Genomic DNA, 22,291 nt, shown 5'->3' on the forward strand with positions numbered 1-22,291 from the left:
ATGGAAAATAATAAATGTACCTCAATGACTTTATTATTTGTCCATGGTTGGGGCGCTGATATCGCTAGTTATGGTCAGTTGCCGCAAATTATTAGTGATCATTTAAGGTCGACCTCATGGCGCATTGAGCATCTATATTTAGGCCAATATATCTCGGTTAATGACGAGGTTGATTTAGATGATATTGCTAACGCATTTGAACTGGCTAAAAACAACATTATTGGCGATAGTCGCTTTAGTGTTATTTGTCATTCAACTGGCGCTGTTGTCATTAGACAGTGGTTACAACGCTATTTTAGTGTGAACCAATTACAGCGTTGCCCTTTAAAACATCTTATTATGTTGGCACCTGCTAATCATGGCAGTGCTTTAGCACAACTAGGTAAGTCTCGTTTAAGTCGCGTTGCGGCATGGTTTAGAGGTCATGAACCAGGCATTAAAATCTTGCACTGGTTAGAACTTGCAAGCCTTGGTCAGTGGCAAACTAATCGCGCCAGTTTAGATTATGATTTATCTGCTCATGGGATTTATTGCGCCGTATTAACTGGCGAAACCATCGATAAGTCTCTGTATGATTATCTTAATAGTTATACGGCTGAGCCGGGTAGTGATGGCGTTGTGCGCAGCGCTGCGGCAAACATGAATTACCGTTATTGGCGTATTGAACAGCATTTATCTACCCGCGATGGTTATCAGCTCTCAATGCAACAAATGCCCCTAAGTGCATTTGAAGTGCTTCCTAAAACCAGCCATAGTGGTAAGCGTTACGGCATTATGGCATCAATTACTCGGCGTAATTATCCCAACAAGCCTCTACTTAAACGGATCCAGCAAATTCTACGAGTCGACTCATTAGAGCAATATCAGCAGTTAACACAAGCGATGCTAATGAACAGTGATGAACAATCACGACCAGCGGGATATGCAATGTTGGTATTACGAGTATGGGATGATAAGCAACAAGCTGTAACTGATTTTGACTGTATCTTATTAGCGGGAAAAGATTATCGTGCCGATAAATTTGGGCGTGGATTTTTAAGTGATAAGCAATTTAATCAAAAAGCGAATAATGGCCTAACGTTCTATTTTAATATGGCCAAATTGGGACCCGCTAAGCAATATTGGGGCTTCAAAATTGTAGCAAGACCTAATCAAGGTGTCTGTTTCTATCAAACGCTAGAATGTCATTTTAGTGTCGAGCAACAGCAAGTGCTTATTGCTCAACAAACGTTAATTATCGATCTTGTTCTTAAGCGACAACTTTCTACAGAGTTGTTCACATTTCAGAAAAAAGGCTAATAGCTTTTGTAACCGCGCTATTTTATTGTAATTAACAATATTCATGGATGAGTTGTTGGTATTTTATGAAAAGTAAGCAGCAAGGATTTACCTTAATTGAATTGGTTGTAGTGATTATTATTCTTGGTGTATTAGCCGTGGTTGCTGCCCCTAAATTTATAAATTTACAAGATGACGCACATAAGGCGACCCATCAAGGGTTTGCTGGCGCATTAGCCTCTGCCATTAATCTGGCGCATTCTACTTGGTTATTACGCCAAGGTACTGCAGAGCCTGCAACTGCGGGTGAGGGAGGATATATTGATTATGCTGGTACTAAAATTGGATTTTGGGCGGGGTCCGGTTATCCAGAATGTCAAAATGGTTGTACGCTTAATGGCTCAATTGCAAATGCGGGCGGCTGTAATGGTGGCATTCCCAAGCTCCTAGATGATCATCAAACTTTTTTAGATTTATACAGTACTGCAGCACTGCCCAGTGCTGGTGGTGATTGCGTGTTCACTTATAAGCAAAGCGATAATTTAAAAATTCGATATAGTGCTAAAAATGGCAAAGTGCGAGCTTGCACTGATGCTGCTAGTTGTACTGCCCTTACCGCAAGTACTGTTGCTGGCGATTTTTAATTGATGTCATTATCCTAAAATAAAAGGCAGCGAATTCGCTGCCTTTGTTGTGTAGGGGGGAGAGATATTAGTTACTTGGTAAATACGGCTTCATTAGTACCGTATGGGCCAAGGTTTAGATCACGCTTACGGATTTCATCTACGCGGTCAAATGCTTCTTCAGCAACACGTAGGTTCTTCACGTCTTTACGCCAATAGTACTTGAAACCAGCAAAGTTTGAGTTATTTGGATACCAGTACATTACACCTAAGCCACGCTCTTCAAGAATTGGGGTGTTATGAATTGCGTTGCCTGGAATATAGAAATATTGACCTTTTTCAAGGCTACGGAATTTGTTGTCCGCTAATGTCTTACTGCCACCGGTTACGACGTAGTAACATTCAGGTTGGCCGTGGAAATGGGGTTCATGATCTGATTTACCACCTTCGGTAATACCGATAGTTACAGGGTAGTCAGATAGATCTTTCCACATATAGCCAACAGGTGCATTTTTAACGTCACAGTCTTTAACTTCAAGAATGTTGCCGTCATTGTCTAGACCCTTACAAAAGCGTTGGTCTTGGGTAATGCTTTCGTTTGGTTGAATAGTGCTGAAGTTAATTTCACCGGCTTCCCAAGCTTTAATATAAGCTTCAACCTGTGGATCACTACACTGTGCAGGCATAGTGTCTTGCGGTAAGTAAGGTGAGCTGTCAAATGGTACTGGCGTTGCTTGCTGGTAAGGTAATTGAGCATGGTTACATTGTGGACCAGTCGCCATTGCGCTTGTAGAAGCTAGGGCCGCTAAACCAAATAGCATTTTCAGTTTCATCTTATTTATCCTGTGCTGTGATTTTATTATCAGCTAGATAGCAGTAATTGCATCTAGGCTTGAATCTTGAGTTAACAATAATGATTAGCGAATCACGTAAAGTTGAATTGGATCACGCAAGGTTAGGTAGGGAAAACATATTCGTGATCTAGTTGGTGAATATTATTTCTATTTATCATCAATTAGACTAGTCGAATGTAATTATAACTTGCTGTTTATCAAAGTTTTAATTGCTTTGTGAACTAGGTTTTATTTATGTCTGATATATGATTTATAACTGAAAAACCGTAAAACTGATAACTGTAGCAACCAGTGCAGTAGGGATAAAAAAATACCGCTAATAGCGAACTATTAACGGTATTTGGAGGACCTTGTAAATAAAATTTACATCACTTCAAACCAAGTACGATGACAATCTGCACATAGAGGGGCTTTTTTCTCATGCTCAGCATGACAAGCTAGACAGCTTGCACCTTGGCCAAAGTGAATTGATTTATGCGGATGTGCTTCTGGTACCGCTAACTTGGTTTCATCCATATCAATGCTAGTCACATCACCGTGACATTCAACACAAGCTGCATCCGTGGTGTTTTTCTTACCGCCACCTTGGTGACAGGCATTACAACCATCTTCATAGATAAAACTGTGGTTCTCACGGCCTTCTAACTTGCCTTTAACTTTGACTAAGTCACCTGCAACTGCAGTGCCAGTGATAGATAAACCCATTAATAGAGTGATAAGAAACTTTTTCATGTGATTACCCCTGCGCATCAGCTTTAATGGTTTCAGATACAACAATACCCATGACTAAGCACTCAAGACATGAGGTTGAACTTAAACGGGTTTCACCATGGATACCGCCAGTTGCTTCGCCAATAGCGTATAGGTTTTTCATCGGAGCTAAGTTTTTAGACGCGATAGCACGAGCGCCTAAATCTGTCTTTAGACCACCCATGCAGTAATGCACTTTTGGCCATACACGAGATACGATAAACGGGGTTTTAAGCTCGCGCGCAGTATCCATCTTACGGTTGAATAGCGGATCTTTGCGATCTTTAACATGCTGGTTGTGCTCAGCAATAGACTGCTTTAATGCTGCTAGTGGTACATTAAACTTAGCAGCTAGCTCTTCAATGCTATCAACTTTCCACGCCATCTCATCGCGAACGGCACGAGTAACTCGGTCGTCATTTGGATGATCGTTATAGTTGAAGAAAGCAATTGGATAAGCTGGAGAGCCGTCTTCATAACGGTTCTTCATAATCGCTTCTGAACAAGTCTTACGGTCAGCACGCTCATCCATATAACGCTTACCATTGAGGACGCTTACAGACATACCTTCGTGCCAAGTGATAGACAATAGTGCGTTTGACCAACCAAATCCGCCTTCATCAGGGCTACCCCAGTGACCCGTTTGGATCATGTTCATATGCATTGGTAACACACCATGTGACATAGCGGTCATGGTTACTTCACCCGTTGCACCTAATGCGTTGGTGCAATCTAATGTTGGATCCAGTGATGGGTCAAACATTGCTCGTAGTTTCATGTTACGTGCGAAACCGCCGCTAGCGATGACGACAGCTTTATTCGCTTTGATAAATACTGTGCTGCCGGTTTTCATGTCTGGGTAACGGAAGTTTTTACGTACTTGAAGACCAATAACTTTATCGCCATCCATAACGAAATCTTCTACATAGTTTTGTAGACGATATTCAACGCCAGCTTTCAGGCTGATTCATATAACTTAGTGGTGATGTCGCCGCCGGTACCGTGTTTAGTACGGATAGCACGCGCTTTGTTGTGACCACCTACTTGAATATTAAAGTCTTTACGGAAGATAACACCGTTATCGATACACAGTTGATAAGCATCTAAAGAACGGTTAGCTATCATCTCTAAATAAGGGATGTCAGCCATACCGCGACCTGAAATAATCTGGTCTTTTACCAGTTCAGCTGGAGAGTCATCGTTAACGCCTTGGGCTAATTGAATCGGATTTTTAGGGATCGCTAACCAACCGCCGTTGATGGCTGAGTTGCCACCAATAACCTGCATTTTTTCTAATACTAAAACAGAACCTAAACCTTGCTTTTTGGTATTTAATGCTGCTGATAACCCCGCAAAACCTGAACCAATTACGATGGTGTCAAAGGTTTCATCCCATTTAATTTCTGTTGCACATGATGCATTTGCCATGGTTGGTATCGTTGCGGCTATGCCACCCAATGCTGCACCAGCACCGAGTTTTAAAAAGCTTCTTCTGTTTTGCATTTGTAGACCCTCACTTTAGGAATACGCTAAAGATAAAGGCTATTGCATCAGTAGAGGGTGAACTGGGTCACGCCATTTTTTCAGTGACAAACTTGTTCGTGAGCAAGCTCTCGAAAAAGTTTTTTATATTGAACTATTGCAGTGATATGACGATATTTCGTGAACAGCCTCGCGGAACCTGAGTGATTGAATATCCATTAGCTTGCAGCCAATGCATAATTTAGCTTAGTTAAATTTAGGAATTTTAAAAATGCGTTGCCCTACCGAAGCATTATCAACAATAAGATGTAACCAAATCTTAGATGCGGCTGAACACCTGATTGAGTCTCAAGGGATCGTCTCGTTTAAATTTTCACAGTTGGCGAAAGAGGTTGGCTGTTCTACTGGCACGCTATATAAGTTTTTTGAACGCAAGGAAGATGTTTTAGTTTGCTTATTTCTACGCAATGCAACTTCAAATCATTTATCAATATTTTTAGCGAAATATCCTGATTTAACGGCACAAGAAAAAGTCCTGCTACCTATTTTATTTACGTTTGAAACGATTAAACGTAGTAAAACCTTTTTTACCCTACGTTCAGTTTCAACCAATGCGATGGTGTGGCAGCTAGCAAGCCTGAAAAGATTGAACGCTTCAAAAAACGTATCAATGTTTTTTGGCAATGGTTTACCGATGGGCTAAACGAAGCAGTAGCCAATGGTGAAATTAAGGCAACTCCGTTGCAGGTTAAAGAGCTAGTACAGGGAATTACCTTCTATCTTACAGGTGTACTTACCCAGTTTGAGAGTCAATTGGTGAGTCATGAGTTTCTGTCTAATCGCCGCGAAACCAGTTATCGTCATTTGGCTAAATTGATGGGACAGTATGATTGGAAATACGCTGTTAATCAGCAGTTATTTGATAAGTTAGAAGCTCAAACGGAGCAGTTCTTTAATGAACATTATCGTTCGCATCGAAGTTGTGCTGCATGTAATGCCTTGGCTGACTCGACTAATAGTAAGCAAGCCAATTGCAGTAGAGATAATAAATTAAAGGGAAAATGTGCTTTAAGTTAATTTTTTACAGCATACTAGCCAGAGTTAAGTATTGTTGCTAAAAAATAATTTAATATCAGTAATACTTAATTGTTTTGTTTTTAAAACAAGGTTTAATTTATTATTTATAATTTTTAATTAATCAAGTGATTAAGTTGAAATAGTGGTTTTATTATTTTGTGTTAGCCTTATTTCATGTGTGTTAATTTAAGGAATCACCATGAAACCACAAAAAAATTATATAATCCTCATCTTAAATGTTAATAAAGTGTGATATCTCTTGCCATTCGCTTAATCCTTTCTAACTAGTTGTGTGAGATATTCGCCACATATCCATAAGGTGTATTGCTACTTATTATTTTGTAATTAACCTCTAATAAAAATATCGCTGTGATAATTGAATAAAGAACAAGATCTTAGTTGCGAAATAAATTTAAAGTTAATACTTAAAACTGCCATTTAATTTGTGGCTATAAAAATATAAATAAAAAACCCGCCTATGCAATATTCCTCAAATAGATAACATGAATTAAGCAAGGTATAGCCATATATTATTTTATCAATTATCCGTACCCGTATTACGGTTAATGAGTGGATGTATAAGTTAATTAAATTTAGCAGTGATGAGTTACATCAATATGAAATCATTAGCTATTTTTAGATATTTCAAGTTTAAAGTTATTAACTTAACACCTTTAGATGACGTATGGCCTACTTTCTAAATCAAATAACTTGATGGGGGATAATATGTCAAAAGATGGCAGCGTCGCACCTAAAGAGCGTATTAATATTAAATATGTTCCAGCCACTGGTGATGCACAAGCTGAAGTCGAATTACCATTGAAAATGATGGTGTTAGGTGACTTTAAAGGACACGAGGAAGATAGCCCTCTTGAGAATAGAGATGCTGTATCTGTCGATAAAACCAATTTTGCTGCAGTCATGCGTGAAAGTAATTTATCAGTCGCTACAACCGTCCCTAATAGTTTAGTGGATGAAGATGGTGCTGAGTTAAGTGTGGATTTAAAGTTTGAGACATTACAAGACTTTTCTCCAGATGAAATTGCTAAACAAGTTCCTGAATTAAATAAACTAATTGAATTACGTGAGGCCTTAGTCGCATTAAAAGGGCCATTAGGTAATATCCCCGCATTTCGTTCTCGTCTACAAGAATTACTTGCCTCAGCTGACTCAAGAGAAAAATTATTGGCTGAACTGCAGCAAGTGAGTGACGAAGATAATCCAGCAGATTAATGACTACGGAAGGATGCTATCAATGTCTTTACAAGAACAACAAGCCGATAGTGCAGTCACAGTTGAAGGCGGCTTACTCGACGAAATTATGGCGCAAACTCGGATGGCGCCAACAGAAGAAGCTTATGATATTGCCAAAAAAGGTGTTGCGGCATTTATTGGTAATTTAATCGGTACAGATAAAACTGAAGAGCCAGTTAATAAAGCGCTTGTAGACCAAATGTTGGTTGAACTTGATAAAAAAATCAGTTCACAAATGGATGCTATTTTGCATACCGAAGCGGTACAGCAAATGGAATCTGCATGGCGTGGTTTAAAGTTATTAATCGATCGCACTGATTTTAGAGAAAATATTAAAATTGAACTGCTGCATGTGACCAAGCAGGAGTTATTAGATGACTTTGAGTTTTCACCAGAAACAACGCAATCTGGATTGTATAAACATATTTATTCATCTGGTTATGGTCAATTTGGTGGTGAGCCTGTAGGTGCAATCGTTGGTAATTATGCATTTACGCCTTCTAGCCAAGATATGAAGTTGCTGCAATATGTCGGCGCTGTCGGCGCAATGGCACACGCACCATTCCTCTCTTCCGTTGGGCCAGAGTTCTTTGGTGTTGATTCATTTGAAGATCTGCCTAACTTAAAAGATCTTTCTGCCACGTTTGAAAGTCCTCGTTATACCAAATGGCGCGGTTTACGTGAATCAGAAGATGCTCGTTATATCGGTCTAACTGCACCTCGTTTCCTATTACGAGTGCCTTATTCGCCAGAAGATAATCCAGTACGTAGCTTTAACTATAACGAAACAGTGAGTGATTCTCATGAAAGCTATTTATGGGGTAATACAGCATTTGCTTTTGCATCGCGATTGACAGAAAGCTTTGCTAAATATCGTTGGTGTCCAAACATTATTGGCCCACAAAGTGGTGGTGCGGTTGATGATTTACCCGTGCATCTGTTTGAATCACTAGGCGCATTGCAAGCTAAAATTCCAACCGAGGTATTAATTACTGACCGTAAAGAATTTGAACTCGCAGAAGAGGGCTTTATCTCTCTGACGATGCGTAAAGGCAGTGATAATGCCGCATTCTTCTCTGCTAACTCTATCCAAAAACCAAAGCATTTTCCAAATACCCGTGAGGGTAAAGAAGCTGAAACTAACTATAAGTTAGGCACCCAGCTACCTTACATGATGATTATTAATCGTCTAGCTCACTATATTAAGGTGCTGCAACGTGAACAAATTGGTGCGTGGAAAGAACGACATGATTTAGAGCGAGAGCTCAATATCTGGTTACGCCAATATGTAGCCGATCAGGAGAATCCACCTGCAGAAGTGAGAAGCCGTCGTCCACTTCGAGCTGCCAAAATCGAGGTGATGGATGTAGAGGGGGATCCAGGTTGGTATCAGGTGTCGTTAGCGGTTCGACCTCACTTTAAATATATGGGGGCTAACTTTGAGTTGTCGCTCGTTGGTCGCTTGGATCAATAGTGATGGCAAAGCATCTGTAGAGGATAGTGCTTACGGTGTCAGTCTTTTCGAGCGGTTAGAGACTGACGCTCCCAAGCGTTCTATCACTTATGGCCCAGCACCAGATGATGTTATCGAGTCAATTAAGCGCAGTATTTCACGTTTGTTAAATACCAGAGTGGGTGAGTCATTGAGCGCACCTGAACTGGGACTGATTGACTTTAATGATGCATCACTTGGTGCTCATGACCTAGCAGTACAAATAAAACGTGCGATTAAGCAATGTCTTTATCGATACGAACCCAGAATAAAAAGCTTAGACATCCATTATTTTAATGATGAGTTTGCACCATTAAATTTACGCTTTGAAATCATTGCCGACATAAATACAGGTGCGCTGCACCAACAAGTGCAAATTGATTTAGTACTGGATAGTAATAAGCAGTTTCGAGGTATTTAAGTGTCAAATAATCGGTATTTCAGAACAGAGCTTGCCTTTTTAAAAGAGCAGGGCGAGGAGTTTACGGAAGTTTATCCGCAGCTTGCCCGTTTTTTAAATGGCACTAACACAGATCCAGATGTGGAAAGGTTGTTAGAAGGCTTTGCATTTTTAACAGGTCGCTTACGCGAAAAAGTTGAAGATGAATTTCCCGAGTTGACCCATTCAATAATTAACATGCTGTGGCCTAATTATTTAAGGCCTGTGCCGAGCACCAGTATTGTACAGTTCACCCCTTATGATAAAGCGATTAGTACGGGACAAAGAGTTAAAAAAGGCACTCAATTAGATGCGAATCCTGTATTTGATACTGTTTGCCATTTTCAAACGTGCCGTGATATCGATGTTTATCCATTAAAGCGGCAACGGGTGATTACCACCCATACCCGTGAAACATCATATATTGATATTGAACTGCAGATATTAGGGGATTTGCAGTTTGATAAATTAAATATGAATTCACTGCAGTTTTTTTTAGGGGGGCAGGAATATAGCGCCCAAATGCTGTATTTATGGCTGAGTCATTATCTAGATAAAATTGAAGTGGTCGTTAATGGTGAGGCGTTAACCCTGCCTAAACATAGCTTTAAAACTCTTGGCTTTGAGTCTGATGAAGCCATTTTACCGTATCCGACCAATGTGTATGAAGGCTATCGCATCCTGCAAGAATTCTTGTCATTTGAGCATGCCTTTTTATTTTGTGATGTGGCCAATATTGCCCAAGTAGTTACTGCAGATACTCGCCATGGATTCTCATTGCGTTTTTGTTTTTCAAAGCCTTTACCGGCTGATGTTAGGGTCAGAGATGAAAGCTTTCAACTCTATTGTACCCCTGTAATCAATCTATTTGATCATGATGCCGATCCTATCGATCTGAATGGCAAAAGTGCTGAATACAGAGTAACCCCATCGAGTCGTTACCCCTCTCACTATGAAATCTTCAGTGTCGACCAAGTTCAAGGTTGGCAAGAGAAAAATAGTGGTCGTGTTAGAGGGCAAGTGCGTCACTATTCCGCTTTTGAAAGTTTTCAGCATCAAATTGAACGTGCCCAACATCGTTTGGCTTTGTATTACCGAGTGCGTGTAAAAGAAAGTATTCGCGATGATGGCTTAGAGCATTACATCTCTTTTGTGCGTAGCGATGAAACTGATAACGTCGGTTTTAGTGAGGCGATCTCGTTAAAATTAACCTGTACTAATCGAGACTTACCGTTAGAGCTTGGTCGAGGTGATATCTGTGTTGCAACTGATACCTCGCCGCCATTTGCTGCCTTTGCCAATATTACCGTGCCATCACATGCTTTACGTCCAGCCTTAGATGGCAGCCTGTTATGGACCCTTATTTCTAATTTATCGCTGAACTATCTTTCGCTGTTATCTAAAGATGCACTGTGCAGTGTGTTACGTGCTTATGATTTTAAAGCCTTAGTTGATCGACAAGCGGAGCGAATTTCAAAACATCGTTTAGAAGGCATTATTGATATCCAATCAAAACCGATAGAAAAACTGATTAAAGGCCTGCCAGTTCGAGGCTTAAGTTCACGTATTACTTTAGCGCAATCAAGCTTTAGTTCTGAGGGGGAGTTATACCTTTTCGGCACTATTTTAAGTCGTTTCTTTGCTTTATACGCTGGCATTAACTCGTTTCATGAGTTGATCGTGATTAATTCAGATAATCAGGAAACCTATACATGGGGAATACAGATCGGCCAACAGCCACTGATTTAGTGAAGGACTTGCCTGCAGGTCATGCTGGATCAGAGCAACGGCATGGCAGGATCCCTCAGCATTTAATGGATGATGTTGCTTCTTATAACTTTTATCAGTTAGTTGAGCTTATCCATCAGCTTAATGACGAAGATGTAGAAAGTGATGATTGGGAGCGTAAATGCCGTTTGTTATTTAGCTCGAAAGCGGGCTTAGGGTTTGCCGCCAGTGATGTCAGTTTTTTAGCCTCAATGTCAGGCGTGAGGTACCAATTAGAAACCACATTTTTTGGTATGACAGGTTCGCAATCGCCACTGCCCGGATATTTACTCGAGCAGATAGCAACAGAGGGTGAAACTGGATTACGTAAACAATTTTTAGATTTTTTTAACCATAGATTAATCGCTTTAATCTACCGAATTTGGCGCAAATATCGCTATTACATCCGTTTTCAAGATGATGCGAGCGATCAGTTTTCAGCGCAATTATTTGCATTAGTGGGCTTGGGGGATGAGCACCTTCGTGGCGAAACACCCATTAACTGGTGCAAGATGCTCAGCTACGCAGGAATGTTGGCAGGGCGTAGCCGTTCACCGCAGGTGGTTTGTGGCATTTTAGCAAATTGTTTTGATTTAGAAGATGTCTCAATTGAGCAATGGCAATTAAGACAAGTGCAAATACCTGCGGAACAAAAATGTCGTTTAGGGATGGCCAATGTACAGCTGGGTCATGATTGTGTCATTGGTGATCAAGTCGCTGATCGTACAGGCAAATTTATGATCTGTATTAAAGGGTTAGATCAGCAAAGGTTTAGAGCTTTTTTACCTTCTGGCAGTGAGCATAAATCTTTATTAACTGTGGTTGAGTTTATTTTGCGAGAGCAAATGGCATTTGATTTACAGCTTGAGTTAATGCAAGAGCACGCCATGCCTGTACAGCTCAATAGTCGTAACCCAGCCTCTTTGGGCTGGTCTTCATTTACAGGGCAGGCAAGCACCAATCGAAGCGTTCGAATTCAAATAAGGCAGTGAGAAAATTTCTATGTCAAACAAGAGTAAGCAAGCAGAGCAAGCACAAAAATTTTTAACCTTAGTTGTAACTAATACTCAGGATTTAGAAGCCGGCTTATCAGCTTCTTACAGTTTTGATCAAGATGGTGGCAGTGTGGGTTCTGCTGCATCAAGCAGTTGGTTACTCAAAGATAAGCAAGCAAAAGTGAGAGCGACTCACTTTGAAATATCCATGGTTGATGGTGCTTTTTCTTTGAGGGATACCCATGGTGCTTGTTTTATTAATGGCGCCACCATCGCAGTGGGGAAAAATAAACTGGTCCGTTTAAATGAGAACGATGTGATTGCGACAGGCCCTTATAAATTGCGTGCTCATTTCAGTGACAACATTGATGAAGTGATGGGACAGCAGCATAGCTTGGAGCAGGTATTTAGTGGTGAAGAAGACCTGATGGATGTGGATTTATCCGAGTTTAACAAGCCGCAAGCGAGTCTTGCTGATGAACACGCATTAGACGATCCATTAGCTGCATTAGATCAGTATGAAGGCGTTGGCAGTATTACCGATACTAACGATCTAGTACAGGACGCGAATGATGATGGTGAAACTCAACAAAGTGATTATTTACTCGCAAAAGATCAGCAATGGCATGGACAAGAGCAAACCGTTCATGCTGACAGCGAGCATGAAATTAGTTCAGCTATCGTATTAAAACAAGCTGCATCGACAGGGGAGCATGCAATGGATGATAAAAGTTTAGAAAGTCTAGAACAGGAATTAAGTCGTGATTTTGGCCATTTTGACAAGGATAGCCTCGATTTAGATTTAGACGAGAATAATCATCTATTAACGGGTCCCATGCTACGGGGCTTAGGTGTCTCTGCTGGTAATCCTGACAATATGGTGGAAATGCAAGCCATGTCAGAGGAGATGGGCGCGTCGTTACAAGCTGCAATTAAAGGATTATTAGCACTGCATCAACAGGTTGAAGATAGCCGTTACGGCGTAATGAATAAGAATTTGCAACCGATTGAAGATAATCCATTACGTTTAGGTCAACCTTATCAAACCACAGTTAAAACTTTGTTTAATGCTGAGCGTAGCGCCGTTCATTTGTCTGCTCCATCTGCGATTGAAGAGAGTCTCACCTTAATCAAACACCATAATGAGGCGGTGCAGCAAGCCACTATTGAAGCATTAAGTCAGATATTAGGAGCGTTTTCTCCTGAGGTGTTGATGCGTCGCTTTAGCCGTTATCGCCGTCCTGGTACGGCCAAGCCAGAATCTGAAGATGCTTGGTCATGGAAAATGTACCAAAGCTACTACAAAGAGCTGACTTCAGATCGACAAAAAGGCTTTGAGAAGCTGTTTTGGGAGATTTTTGACCAAGCATACGATAAGCAATTGCGCCAAAAGCAGCAGGAGATCTAGCCATGAATAAATTACTCATAATGCTGATGTTAATGTCGTTGAGTGGTTGTAGTTTGCTGGGATTTGATGATGAAGACTTACCGCCATCAACTATCGCCTATAGCTTGTATGCAACTGATAGTGTGAATCCTAATGTCAGTGGTGATGGTACTCCTGTAGAAATTCAAGTTTTTGAATTAGAAGATGATTCGATGTTTCAGTCTGCAGAATATGACCAGCTGGTGGATGATGCTGAGGAGGCATTAAAAAGTAACTATTTAGACCATCGTGATTACATGTTGGTACCGGGGCAATTTAAGGTGGTTGCGCCTTTTGAGCTTGATGACGATACCGCTTATATCGGTGTGATGGCCCGTTTTGCAGAGCCAGATAAAAGTGAATGGAAGAAAGTGGTCAAGGTGACTCCCGAGGATAAGCAATACAGTTTGCTTATTCATTTCAGTGACAAAGCCGTAGTGCTTAAGAAAGTGGAGTAACTATGTCGGCCAGAAATCGAGTCGTTTGGAATGAAGGGCTATTTATCAAGCCACAACATTTTCAGCAACAACAGCGAAATAGCGAATATCAATTAGATGAGCGTATCGCTTCGGTCAGTCGTTATTTATATGGCATTACTGAGATGAGCCTTAATCCAGAGTATCTAAGCTTTGGCCGAATTGCGTTAGATAGCGCATCTGGCGTAATGCCTGATGGCAGTGTATTTAAAATACCGCAAGAGGATAGCTTACCCGATGCGCTTGAGATTGCGGACAGTTCGCTTGCTAATCAAATTATTTATCTTGCCATCCCATTACGTAGTGATTCTATCGCTGAGGTGAGCTGGAGCGCTGGTAATTCTGGTCGTTATCAGTCAATGAAACACGATGTGCGTGATATTCATACCGAGCAAGGTGATATGGCAGCAATTGATGTCAGTCCCATGAAGCTACGGCTGATGTTAGAAAAAGAAGACCGAAGCGCATTTGCATCGATTGCTATTGCCAAAATTTTAGAAAAACGCCCAGATGGCAGCGTCTTACTTGATCCTCACTTTTTCCCTTGTCATTTAAATGTGACCTCAGTGCTTACGCTACATCGCTTTATTGAAGAGATGGCTGGGTTAATGCGTGAACGCGCTAAAAATATTGCCCAGCGTATTGGTGCCCCTAGTCAAGGTGGGGTTGCGGACGTGTCTGATTTTATGTTGTTACAAGCATTAAATCGGATCCAACCGCAACTGCAACATGTCGCACGTTTACGCAGTTTACATCCTGAACGTCTATATGAGTTATTGACCTCTATTTGCGGTGAGCTGGCGACCTTTACTGATGAGAGCCGTATGTCGCCGCAATTTGGTAGTTATCAGCACGATACGCCATCGGCTTCATTTAGTCCGTTGATGAATATGCTGCGTCAGTCACTTAGCATCGTACTTGAACCTCGTGCGGTATCCATCCAACTTCATAAACGTAAGTTTGGTTTGATGGTCGCGCCAGTTCAAGACCCGTCTCTTATTCGAGATGCCGACTTTATTCTTGCCGTGCGGGCTCGTATGCCAATGGATGAGTTACGTCGTTTATTTGTTCAACAAACCAAAGTGGCTTCGGTTGAGAAAATTCGAGAGCTTATTTCGCTGCAATTACCGGGGATCCCTGTATCACCTCTACCCGTGGCACCAAGGCAGTTACCTTACCATGCAGGCTATACCTATTATCAATTAGATAAGACCAGTTCGGCTTGGGCAATGTTGGCTAATTCGAGCGGCTTTGCATTCCATGTGGCAGGTAATTTTTCTGAACTCGATCTGCAATTTTGGGCAATAAGGAGCTAATTTATGGCGGAGCATAGTATTGCAACTAATGAGCCTCATTTTGATGAGCTGCTGTTTGAAAATGCAACCAAAGTCGATGCGGATCAGGATTACTGGTTTAAGTTACGCGGCAATAACAGCAACATTTTAATTGATGTTTCCACGCCATTGTTGGGGATGGCGCTTAGAGTGCGTCGTTTGAGCCGTTGCGATAACGTGGATGAAATCTATAAGCAGGCGGTTGAAGAAGTTAAAGCCATTGAAGTTGAACTTAATGAGGCAGGCTTTGAGCGGGCGTTAATTTTAGCTTACCGCTATGTTTTATGTTCATTTATTGATGAAGCGATTATGAGTACTCCATGGGGTGCTGATAGTGCTTGGGCTGAACATTCATTATTGACCCGTTTTCATAATGAAACTTGGGGCGGAGAAAAGGTATTCGTTATTTTATCTCGCCTAGAAAGCGATCCTGAACGTTATAAGCCACTGCTGCAATTTATATTTTTATGTCTCACGCTCGGTTTTGAAGGTCGCTATAAAGTGATGAGTAAAGGGCGTGAAGAGTATGAAAAAATCATTTCAAATCTACACCAAATCCTAAAACGGTTAGATGAAGAAGATCAAACACCGTTAACCAATGCAACTGAGCATGTGGTCTCGACCAAGTATCGGTTAAGCAAACAGATGCCGATTTGGAGTGTGTTTCTATTTTTCTTTTCAATATTAGTGGGCGTGTTTATTACCTATTCGGTGCTGTTAAACAATAAATCCATGAGCGTACTTGAGCAATTAAACCAAATTTTGCAGTAAAAGGATTAGCTATTGTGATTAGAATTGAATTACCAACATTAATTAGTAAATTAAATAATCAAACCAAGTTGGCTCTTGAGCAGGCGGGCGCGTTGAGTGTGACCCGTGCTAATCCAGAGGTCACCATTGAACATTTGCTGTTTACCTTACTCGATAATCCATTATCGGATATTAGGTTAATTCTTAAGTCTGCAGATATAGAACATAGCCATTTTAAACATCAAGTAGGTGAGGCGATTACCCGAGAAGATGGGCACGATACTACGCCGGTGTTTTCGCCACTGTTAGTTGAGCTATTACAAGATGCATGGTTATTAGCATCAACTCAGTTGTCCCATTCTGAACTGCGTTCAGGTGTCATTTTTTGCGCCGCATTAATGTGTAAAGAACGTTATTTAAGTCGTCATTTAATTGCACAAGTTGATGGCATTAATCGAGAGAATTTACTTAAGCAATATGCTCAGATAACCGCTGATTCATCAGAAAACCCGGTCGCCACTCAAACTACAGCAACCAAAGCCGCGGTCATAGCATCAGAAAGTGCCTTAGCCCGATTCTGTACTAATTTTAGTGAATTAGCGCGTGATGGTGAGCTAGATCCCGTGTTATGTCGTGATGACGAGATCAATTTAATGATCGATATTCTGTGTCGTCGCCGTAAAAATAATCCTATTGTTGTGGGCGATGCCGGTGTGGGTAAAAGTGCGGTAGTTGAAGGATTAGCGCTGCGAATTGCAGCTGAAAATGTGCCTAATTCTTTAAAGAATATTGAGTTAATGTCACTGGATTTAGGCTTACTACAAGCTGGTGCGGCGGTTAAAGGCGAGTTTGAAAAACGACTTAAAGCCATTATTGATGAAGTTAAAAGCTCACCGACACCCATTATTCTATTTATTGATGAAGCACATACCTTAATTGGTGCGGGTAACCAAGAGGGCGGTGGCGATGCAGCCAATATGCTCAAACCTGCGCTGGCACGTGGGGAATTACGCACTGTTGCTGCAACAACATGGAAAGAATACAAAAAGTATTTTGAAAAAGATCCCGCGCTAAGTCGACGTTTCCAGTTGGTTAAGCTTGATGAGCCTTCAGTTGAACAATCGTTGGCTATCTTACGTGGACTGCGCCAAGTGTATGAACAATCACATCAGGTGCTCATTACCGATGACGCCTTACATGCGGCCGCTAAATTATCGGCGCGTTATGTGTCAGGTAGACAATTGCCAGATAAAGCGATTGATGTACTGGATACGGCATGTGCGCGCATTGCTATTAATTTGAGTTCACCGCCAAGGCAAATTGCGGCGCTCGAATCACAATGTTATCAACGCCAACTTGAGATAGACATGCTAGAGCGTGAGCAATCTCTTGGGCATGAAATTGATCTTGATAATTTACAGCTGCTTATTGATGCCGAGCAGGCTGACTTATTAGAAAAAGAGTTACTAGAGCAAGCATGGTTACAACAAAAGTCATTGGTTGAGCAGATTATTGCTTTACGTCTACAAGTGCTCAATGCAGATGATGATGTTATTGATGAAGGCCAATCTGATAGCGATGAGCAAGCGATTAGCTTAACCGCACAGCTACAGCAATTATATAAAGAATTAGCCGAGCTTGAGCAGCAGTCATTAATTCATGCGCAGGTGGATGCAAGCCAAATTGCGACCGTTATTGCTGATTGGACTGGGGTGCCATTAGATCAAATGGACACAGATGAACTGTATAAAATTACGCAATTACCACAAATTTTAGCTGAGCAAATTAAAGGACAAGACGTTGCGCTAGCTTGTATTCATCGTCACCTGTTAACCGCAAGAGCGGATCTGCGCCGCAGTGGCCGCCCGAAAGGGGCTTTTTTACTAGTTGGGCCCAGTGGCGTTGGTAAAACAGAGACCGTTGTCCAAATTGCCGAGCAACTCTATGGTGGCAAGCAATTTTTAACCACGATTAATATGTCTGAATATCAAGAGAAGCATACTGTTTCTCGCTTGATTGGTTCGCCACCGGGTTATGTTGGTTATGGCGAGGGGGGAGTGTTAACCGAAGCCATTCGTAAGATGCCATATTCAGTGGTATTGCTAGATGAAGTTGAAAAGGCACATCCAGAAGTTCTCAATATTTTCTATCAAGCGTTTGATAAAGGCGAACTGGCAGATGGTGAAGGGCGGGTTATTGATTGCCAAAATATCGTGTTCTTTATGACTTCCAATTTAGGTTATCAAACCATTGTTGACCATGCTGAAACCCCAGAGTTATTAGAGCAGGCATTGTATCCAGAGCTTGCTGATTTCTTTAAACCTGCACTGCTTGCCCGTATGGAAATCGTGCCGTATTTGCCATTACCTGAAGCGGTATTAAAGCAAATTATTGTGGGTAAGTTAGCAGGATTACAACAGCTTTTACAACATCGCTATAAAGCCGAAGTTACCCTAGATGAGCAGTTATTTGATGAGATTATGCGCCGAGCAACGCGTTCTGAAAATGGTGCACGGATGCTGGAAGCGATTATTGATGGTCAAGTACTGCCACCATTGTCGCTACAAATTCTTAATCGTATGGGCTCAAAGCAAGCGATCAACCAAATACGTGTTGGAGTCGTTGAAAACCAGTTTATTGGCGAGGTGAGCTAACTGATGGTGGATTGGCTGTCTTATCTTTCGCAAATGGCTGTAATTCGAGATGCCAGCAGTCTTGCCCAGCAATATGCTCAGGCAGTTACTGAGTATGCTGCTGCCACACATGTTTGGCTAATTGCGCCGGAGCAGTGTGGTCGTAAGCTGGGAGTCGTGAATGACTTGCCCTCATTAGCGTGGCAAGTAAATGAGTTTTCACATCCATTTTCGCATGTATTGCAGTCAACCAAGCCGATGATTCTTGATGATGAAAGTTTAGTTTACTGGCAACAAAATAATGACTTTGAGCAACTCACTCAGGTTGTGAGTCACGGTCAATCGGTGTTAGTGATGCCATTACCCCCAGCGCATCGTCGTATTGAGATGATGCTGGTCATCGTCAGTAACGCCACTCAGTTAGCACAATTAATTGATGATAATCACTGGCAAAACTTCAGTAAGGTGTTTATTGAGCAATGGCGAATTATCCGAGAATTAAGAGTTGAAAGCCAACAAAAACATCAACTTGATGATTCTATTAAACAGCTCAAGCAGGATGAGCGCAAAACTGAATTAGCGTTTGAATTATCAAATCAACTTATTGGCCAAAGTGAGCCAATGCAGAAGTTAAGACAACAAGTTGCGACGGCTGCACAGTCAGAGCTATCCGTTTTAATTCAAGGTGATACTGGCACGGGGAAAGAGTTGGTCGCACAAGCTGTGCATCAAATATCTTCACGTTCACATCGCCCCTTTGTTGCCATCAATTGTGCCGCAATACCTGAAAACTTACTCGAAAGTGAACTATTTGGTTATGAAAAGGGGGCATTTTCAGGCGCAGATACGAGTAAGCAGGGGCTTATTGCCGATGCTGATGGCGGCACGCTATTTCTTGACGAGATTGGTGACATGCCATTGGCACTACAGGCTAAATTATTGCGGGTTATTGAAAATAAGAGTTATCGCAGGTTGGGTGGCAGTGATGAGTTTCAAGTTGATTTTAGGTTGGTTGCTGCGACGCATGTTGCCTTAAAGCAGCGCTTTCAACAGGGCGATTTTCGTCAAGATCTCTATTACCGCTTAAATCAATTTCCGTTAAAAGTACCGGCATTAAGTCAGCGAAAAACTGATATAGAGCCACTATGTCGCTATTTTATTGCGCAATATAACCAAGTGCATCAAACCCATGTGGTTGGGATGCGCTATGCCGCGCTTGATGCCATCAAGCATTATGACTTCCCTGGTAATGTTCGTGAGCTTAAGAATTTAGTTGAGTTTGCTTGTGCTCATACCGCGGATCATTGCGAAATTGAAGCAGAGGCATTTGCAGAGCGATCATTAACTAACGAATCTCATCAAGATATTCATCACCAAACTAATGAAAATAGTGATTTTGAAAATATTATTGATTTAAAACAGGCTGTTAATGAGTTTGAATACGATGTTATTCGTTCAAGACTTGCCAGTTTTGATGGTGACCGAGCTAAAGCCGCTGCGAGTTTAGGGTTACCTAAGCGAACTCTTGCGCATAAGTGCCAAAAAATGGAGATAGATTAATGTCAAAACGCTTTATGTTATCGCTCACTTTGATGGCTTTTTCAGGACTGTTATACGCAGAGCCTGAACTTAACCGCGCTGCTGATAATGTCACTACGCAGTTAACAGATGCAATGCAATGCACTCATATTAGTGCTCGATTTGAACGTTTGGCTTGTTTTGATCATGTGTTTAATACGCCGACAGCAGCGGAAATTAAACAAGGCCAAGTTCTCACGCGATCAGCGGCATGGCAGCGAGCGGTATCGAGTGAAAAACAACGCCTAAATAAACAAGGTTTCGCTATTTTTTATCACGATCAGGCTGAGGTCGAACAAGGCGTGTGGATAACCGCAACGGCGCTTGATCGTGATAACAATAAAGCTATCTTAATGTTGAGCTGTTTTGACAACATTACCCGTTTGGAATTGGTGCTACCTGAGCCCATTCGCGCCGGTAAGGCTAATGTTACTGTTGCAGGTAAAACTCAAGATACTCAGCGCTGGTTAAGCGATGAAACGGGGACTATTTTAAGACCCGGTCGAGGCATCCCTGCAATAGCCGCTATTACGGCGCTATTGTCACTTGATAAACCCTCGTTGCGCACTGATTTAGTTGAAGTGAATGGCTTAACTTTTGACGCTTCAGAATTAAATTCATTGATTTTTCCACTACGCAAAGCATGTCATTGGTAGGGGGCTTAATGGATATCAAAGCTTATAGAAATCAGATCACCCAAGCTATCTCGAAAGACAATACTATTGGTATAAAGCTTGATGATGATAGTGGTTTAGATTTTATTGAGAGCCAAATGATGAAAGTGGGTTCTTTGGCGCATACGCAAGTGCAATGGGTCGAAACGGAGCAAGCCGCTTTAGATATTTTGGCTAATAAAAGTAAAGACTTAAAAGTTTTAACTCATCTATTGATGTGCTTACAGCATCAAACTACACCAGAACGATTTATTTTATCGATTTATTTACTGGCGGATTTTATTGTCCATTATTGGCAGTTTTGCTACCCCATTCCAGGGCCTCGAGGGGCGTTACCAAGACGAAAGTTTTTTGGTCAAATAATTCAACGAACCAGTCTATCGGTACAAAAAATAGATTTGAGTATGTTTACTCAAGAACAGATTGAGCAAACTAATAATGCATTGCGTATTTTATTGAATGCTGCGGCCAAAGAAACCTTACCTGTTGAAGGCGTGATGGAGGTGATTGAGCTGTTTAAATCTCAAATCAATAAGCGTCAAAACAGCATCCCAACACAAGTTATTCCTCCTAAAAAAACGGTATCAGCAACTGAGAAATCGACTGCGCCAATAAGTGCCATTGAAATTGATGGCAGTAATGAGCGCGCCACTAAACAAACCTTATTAAAAGTCGCAGATTTTTTATCTGAACTTGATAGCGGCCAGATGATGGCGATGCGACTAAGGCGGTTTGCCATTTGGTGTGTCATCACTGCGATACCTGATGCAGAAGAAAATGGTGAAACACAGTTAATGCCCGTTTCAGCTGATCGGGTGAGTGAGTATGAGGAGCAGTTAAAAAGGGGCGCGGATTTAGCGATTTTAGCTCGGGTGGAGCAGAGCATTAGCGTTGCACCATTTTGGCTTGATGGTCATTTTTTAAGTTATCGAATTTGCCAAAAAATGGGTAAAACGGCATGGGCCGAAGCGATTTTGCATGAAACCCAGCAGTTTCTACAGCGGTTGCCTGAATTAGCTAGATTGAGTTTTAAAGGTGGACAGCCATTTGTTTCAGAAGCTTGTTTAAATTGGCTTAGTGCCTCAGCAAATAACAGCAGTATGAGCGTGGCAAGCTGGGAAGGGGTACGTGATAAAGCGTTCTCAACAGCTAAAGAGCAAGGACTCGGGGATGCCCTTATGCAGTTAAATCGGGGACTTAAATCTGCGGTGGAACCAAGAGATATGTTTTATTGGCGTTTAATCGCTGCGGATTTAATGAAGCAACATCAGCTAACGTCAATGGCGTTACAAGAATACAAAAACTTGTTAGAGCAAGTGCAAGCAATGCCTTTAATTGAATGGGAACCGTCATTAATCAAATGTCTTGAAAATAATAGTAAAGACTGTCAAGCGCAGGGATCTTAATAC

At 41.5% G+C, this 22,291-nt stretch carries 17 protein-coding genes and 2 pseudogenes; 16 read left to right on the forward strand and 3 right to left on the reverse strand.

Translation table 11 applies throughout. The annotated features are described in order from the left end of the window. Together JCM15074_RS10865 and JCM15074_RS25400 are read left to right on the forward strand one after the other, a co-directional pair. Window positions 1-1,299, forward strand: a complete 1,299-nt coding sequence (locus JCM15074_RS10865; protein WP_234400213.1) for an alpha/beta fold hydrolase domain-containing protein — start codon at window positions 1-3, stop codon at window positions 1,297-1,299. Between the two features lie 65 nt (window positions 1,300-1,364). Continuing rightward, the gene (locus tag JCM15074_RS25400; RefSeq protein ID WP_025821231.1) at window positions 1,365-1,922 is read left to right on the forward strand and encodes a type II secretion system protein; all 558 of its coding nucleotides are present in this window, start codon (window positions 1,365-1,367) and stop codon (window positions 1,920-1,922) included. 71 nt (window positions 1,923-1,993) lie between these two features. On the opposite strand, the gene JCM15074_RS10875 is transcribed toward JCM15074_RS25400, so the two are convergent. The 3 genes and pseudogenes from JCM15074_RS10875 to JCM15074_RS21835 all read right to left on the reverse strand — a co-directional run bounded on the left by JCM15074_RS10875 (window position 1,994) and on the right by JCM15074_RS21835 (window position 5,008). Next, window positions 1,994-2,734 carry a cupin domain-containing protein gene (locus JCM15074_RS10875; protein ID WP_025821232.1) on the reverse strand — a complete coding sequence of 247 codons (741 nt, stop codon included), beginning with the start codon at window positions 2,732-2,734 and terminating at the stop codon, window positions 1,994-1,996. Between the two features lie 384 nt (window positions 2,735-3,118). After that, window positions 3,119-3,487, reverse strand: a complete 369-nt coding sequence (locus JCM15074_RS10880; RefSeq protein WP_025821233.1) for a cytochrome c3 family protein — start codon at window positions 3,485-3,487, stop codon at window positions 3,119-3,121. A gap of 4 nt (window positions 3,488-3,491) precedes the next feature. Continuing rightward, window positions 3,492-5,008: pseudogene (locus tag JCM15074_RS21835) on the reverse strand (flavocytochrome c). 250 nt (window positions 5,009-5,258) lie between these two features. Here JCM15074_RS21835 and JCM15074_RS21840 point away from each other — a divergent pair. The 14 genes and pseudogenes from JCM15074_RS21840 to tssA all read left to right on the forward strand — a co-directional run bounded on the left by JCM15074_RS21840 (window position 5,259) and on the right by tssA (window position 22,288). Then, window positions 5,259-6,064: pseudogene (locus JCM15074_RS21840) on the forward strand (TetR/AcrR family transcriptional regulator). Window positions 6,065-6,790: 726 nt separating this feature from the next. Further along, complete coding sequence (tssB, locus tag JCM15074_RS10895) at window positions 6,791-7,297, forward strand: type VI secretion system contractile sheath small subunit (protein ID WP_025821234.1); 507 nt, start codon at window positions 6,791-6,793, stop codon at window positions 7,295-7,297. A 22-nt stretch (window positions 7,298-7,319) separates the two neighbouring features. Continuing rightward, on the forward strand, window positions 7,320-8,792 hold the full coding sequence (gene tssC / locus JCM15074_RS10900) for a type VI secretion system contractile sheath large subunit (protein WP_025821235.1): 1,473 nt from the start codon (window positions 7,320-7,322) through the stop codon (window positions 8,790-8,792). Then, window positions 8,758-9,231, forward strand: a complete 474-nt coding sequence (tssE, locus tag JCM15074_RS10905; RefSeq protein WP_234400214.1) for a type VI secretion system baseplate subunit TssE — start codon at window positions 8,758-8,760, stop codon at window positions 9,229-9,231. Before tssC ends, tssE begins: the two co-directional genes overlap by 35 nt. Continuing rightward, window positions 9,232-10,998 (forward strand): type VI secretion system baseplate subunit TssF, encoded by a 1,767-nt coding sequence (gene tssF, locus JCM15074_RS10910; RefSeq protein ID WP_025821237.1) that lies wholly within the window; start codon window positions 9,232-9,234, stop codon window positions 10,996-10,998. It abuts the gene before it with no gap. Beyond that, window positions 10,962-12,008, forward strand: a complete 1,047-nt coding sequence (gene tssG, locus JCM15074_RS10915; RefSeq protein WP_025821238.1) for a type VI secretion system baseplate subunit TssG — start codon at window positions 10,962-10,964, stop codon at window positions 12,006-12,008. The genes tssF and tssG overlap by 37 nt, the downstream gene beginning before the upstream one ends. A 10-nt stretch (window positions 12,009-12,018) precedes the next feature. Next, the gene (gene tagH / locus JCM15074_RS10920) at window positions 12,019-13,419 is read left to right on the forward strand and encodes a type VI secretion system-associated FHA domain protein TagH (protein WP_025821239.1); all 1,401 of its coding nucleotides are present in this window, start codon (window positions 12,019-12,021) and stop codon (window positions 13,417-13,419) included. A gap of 2 nt (window positions 13,420-13,421) precedes the next feature. Next, the gene (tssJ, locus tag JCM15074_RS10925; RefSeq protein ID WP_025821240.1) at window positions 13,422-13,895 is read left to right on the forward strand and encodes a type VI secretion system lipoprotein TssJ; all 474 of its coding nucleotides are present in this window, start codon (window positions 13,422-13,424) and stop codon (window positions 13,893-13,895) included. A 2-nt stretch (window positions 13,896-13,897) separates the two neighbouring features. Next, entirely contained in the window at window positions 13,898-15,229 is a 1,332-nt protein-coding gene (gene tssK / locus JCM15074_RS10930) for a type VI secretion system baseplate subunit TssK (protein ID WP_025821241.1), read from the forward strand. 3 nt (window positions 15,230-15,232) lie between these two features. After that, window positions 15,233-16,018, forward strand: a complete 786-nt coding sequence (gene icmH, locus JCM15074_RS10935; protein WP_025821242.1) for a type IVB secretion system protein IcmH/DotU — start codon at window positions 15,233-15,235, stop codon at window positions 16,016-16,018. Window positions 16,019-16,032: 14 nt separating this feature from the next. Then, window positions 16,033-18,651: a type VI secretion system ATPase TssH gene (gene tssH, locus JCM15074_RS10940; RefSeq protein ID WP_025821243.1), complete on the forward strand. Its 2,619-nt coding sequence runs from the start codon at window positions 16,033-16,035 to the stop codon at window positions 18,649-18,651. A gap of 3 nt (window positions 18,652-18,654) precedes the next feature. Beyond that, window positions 18,655-20,190: a sigma-54 interaction domain-containing protein gene (locus JCM15074_RS10945; protein ID WP_025821244.1), complete on the forward strand. Its 1,536-nt coding sequence runs from the start codon at window positions 18,655-18,657 to the stop codon at window positions 20,188-20,190. Continuing rightward, window positions 20,190-20,864, forward strand: coding sequence for a type VI secretion system-associated protein VasI (vasI, locus tag JCM15074_RS10950; protein WP_025821245.1), 675 nt, complete (start codon window positions 20,190-20,192; stop codon window positions 20,862-20,864). The genes JCM15074_RS10945 and vasI overlap by 1 nt, the downstream gene beginning before the upstream one ends. Window positions 20,865-20,872: 8 nt before the next feature. Then, complete coding sequence (gene tssA, locus JCM15074_RS10955) at window positions 20,873-22,288, forward strand: type VI secretion system protein TssA (RefSeq protein ID WP_025821246.1); 1,416 nt, start codon at window positions 20,873-20,875, stop codon at window positions 22,286-22,288. The last annotated feature ends 3 nt before the right edge of the window (window positions 22,289-22,291 follow it).

Source organism: Shewanella marina JCM 15074, assembly GCF_000614975.1.
GTDB lineage: Bacteria > Pseudomonadota > Gammaproteobacteria > Enterobacterales > Shewanellaceae > Shewanella > Shewanella marina.

Bases quoted from the DNA above. Each gene is read 5' to 3' on its own strand.
- JCM15074_RS10865 (WP_234400213.1), top strand. From the start codon at position 1: ATGGAAAATAATAAATGTACCTCAATGACTTTATTATTTGTCCATGGT.
- JCM15074_RS25400 (WP_025821231.1), top strand. From the start codon at position 1,365: ATGAAAAGTAAGCAGCAAGGATTTACCTTAATTGAATTGGTTGTAGTG.
- JCM15074_RS10875 (WP_025821232.1), bottom strand. From the start codon at position 2,734: ATGAAACTGAAAATGCTATTTGGTTTAGCGGCCCTAGCTTCTACAAGC.
- JCM15074_RS10880 (WP_025821233.1), bottom strand. From the start codon at position 3,487: ATGAAAAAGTTTCTTATCACTCTATTAATGGGTTTATCTATCACTGGC.
- tssB (WP_025821234.1), top strand. From the start codon at position 6,791: ATGTCAAAAGATGGCAGCGTCGCACCTAAAGAGCGTATTAATATTAAA.
- tssC (WP_025821235.1), top strand. From the start codon at position 7,320: ATGTCTTTACAAGAACAACAAGCCGATAGTGCAGTCACAGTTGAAGGC.
- tssG (WP_025821238.1), top strand. From the start codon at position 10,962: ATGGGGAATACAGATCGGCCAACAGCCACTGATTTAGTGAAGGACTTG.
- tagH (WP_025821239.1), top strand. From the start codon at position 12,019: ATGTCAAACAAGAGTAAGCAAGCAGAGCAAGCACAAAAATTTTTAACC.
- tssJ (WP_025821240.1), top strand. From the start codon at position 13,422: ATGAATAAATTACTCATAATGCTGATGTTAATGTCGTTGAGTGGTTGT.
- tssK (WP_025821241.1), top strand. From the start codon at position 13,898: ATGTCGGCCAGAAATCGAGTCGTTTGGAATGAAGGGCTATTTATCAAG.
- icmH (WP_025821242.1), top strand. From the start codon at position 15,233: ATGGCGGAGCATAGTATTGCAACTAATGAGCCTCATTTTGATGAGCTG.
- JCM15074_RS10945 (WP_025821244.1), top strand. From the start codon at position 18,655: ATGGTGGATTGGCTGTCTTATCTTTCGCAAATGGCTGTAATTCGAGAT.
- vasI (WP_025821245.1), top strand. From the start codon at position 20,190: ATGTCAAAACGCTTTATGTTATCGCTCACTTTGATGGCTTTTTCAGGA.
- tssA (WP_025821246.1), top strand. From the start codon at position 20,873: ATGGATATCAAAGCTTATAGAAATCAGATCACCCAAGCTATCTCGAAA.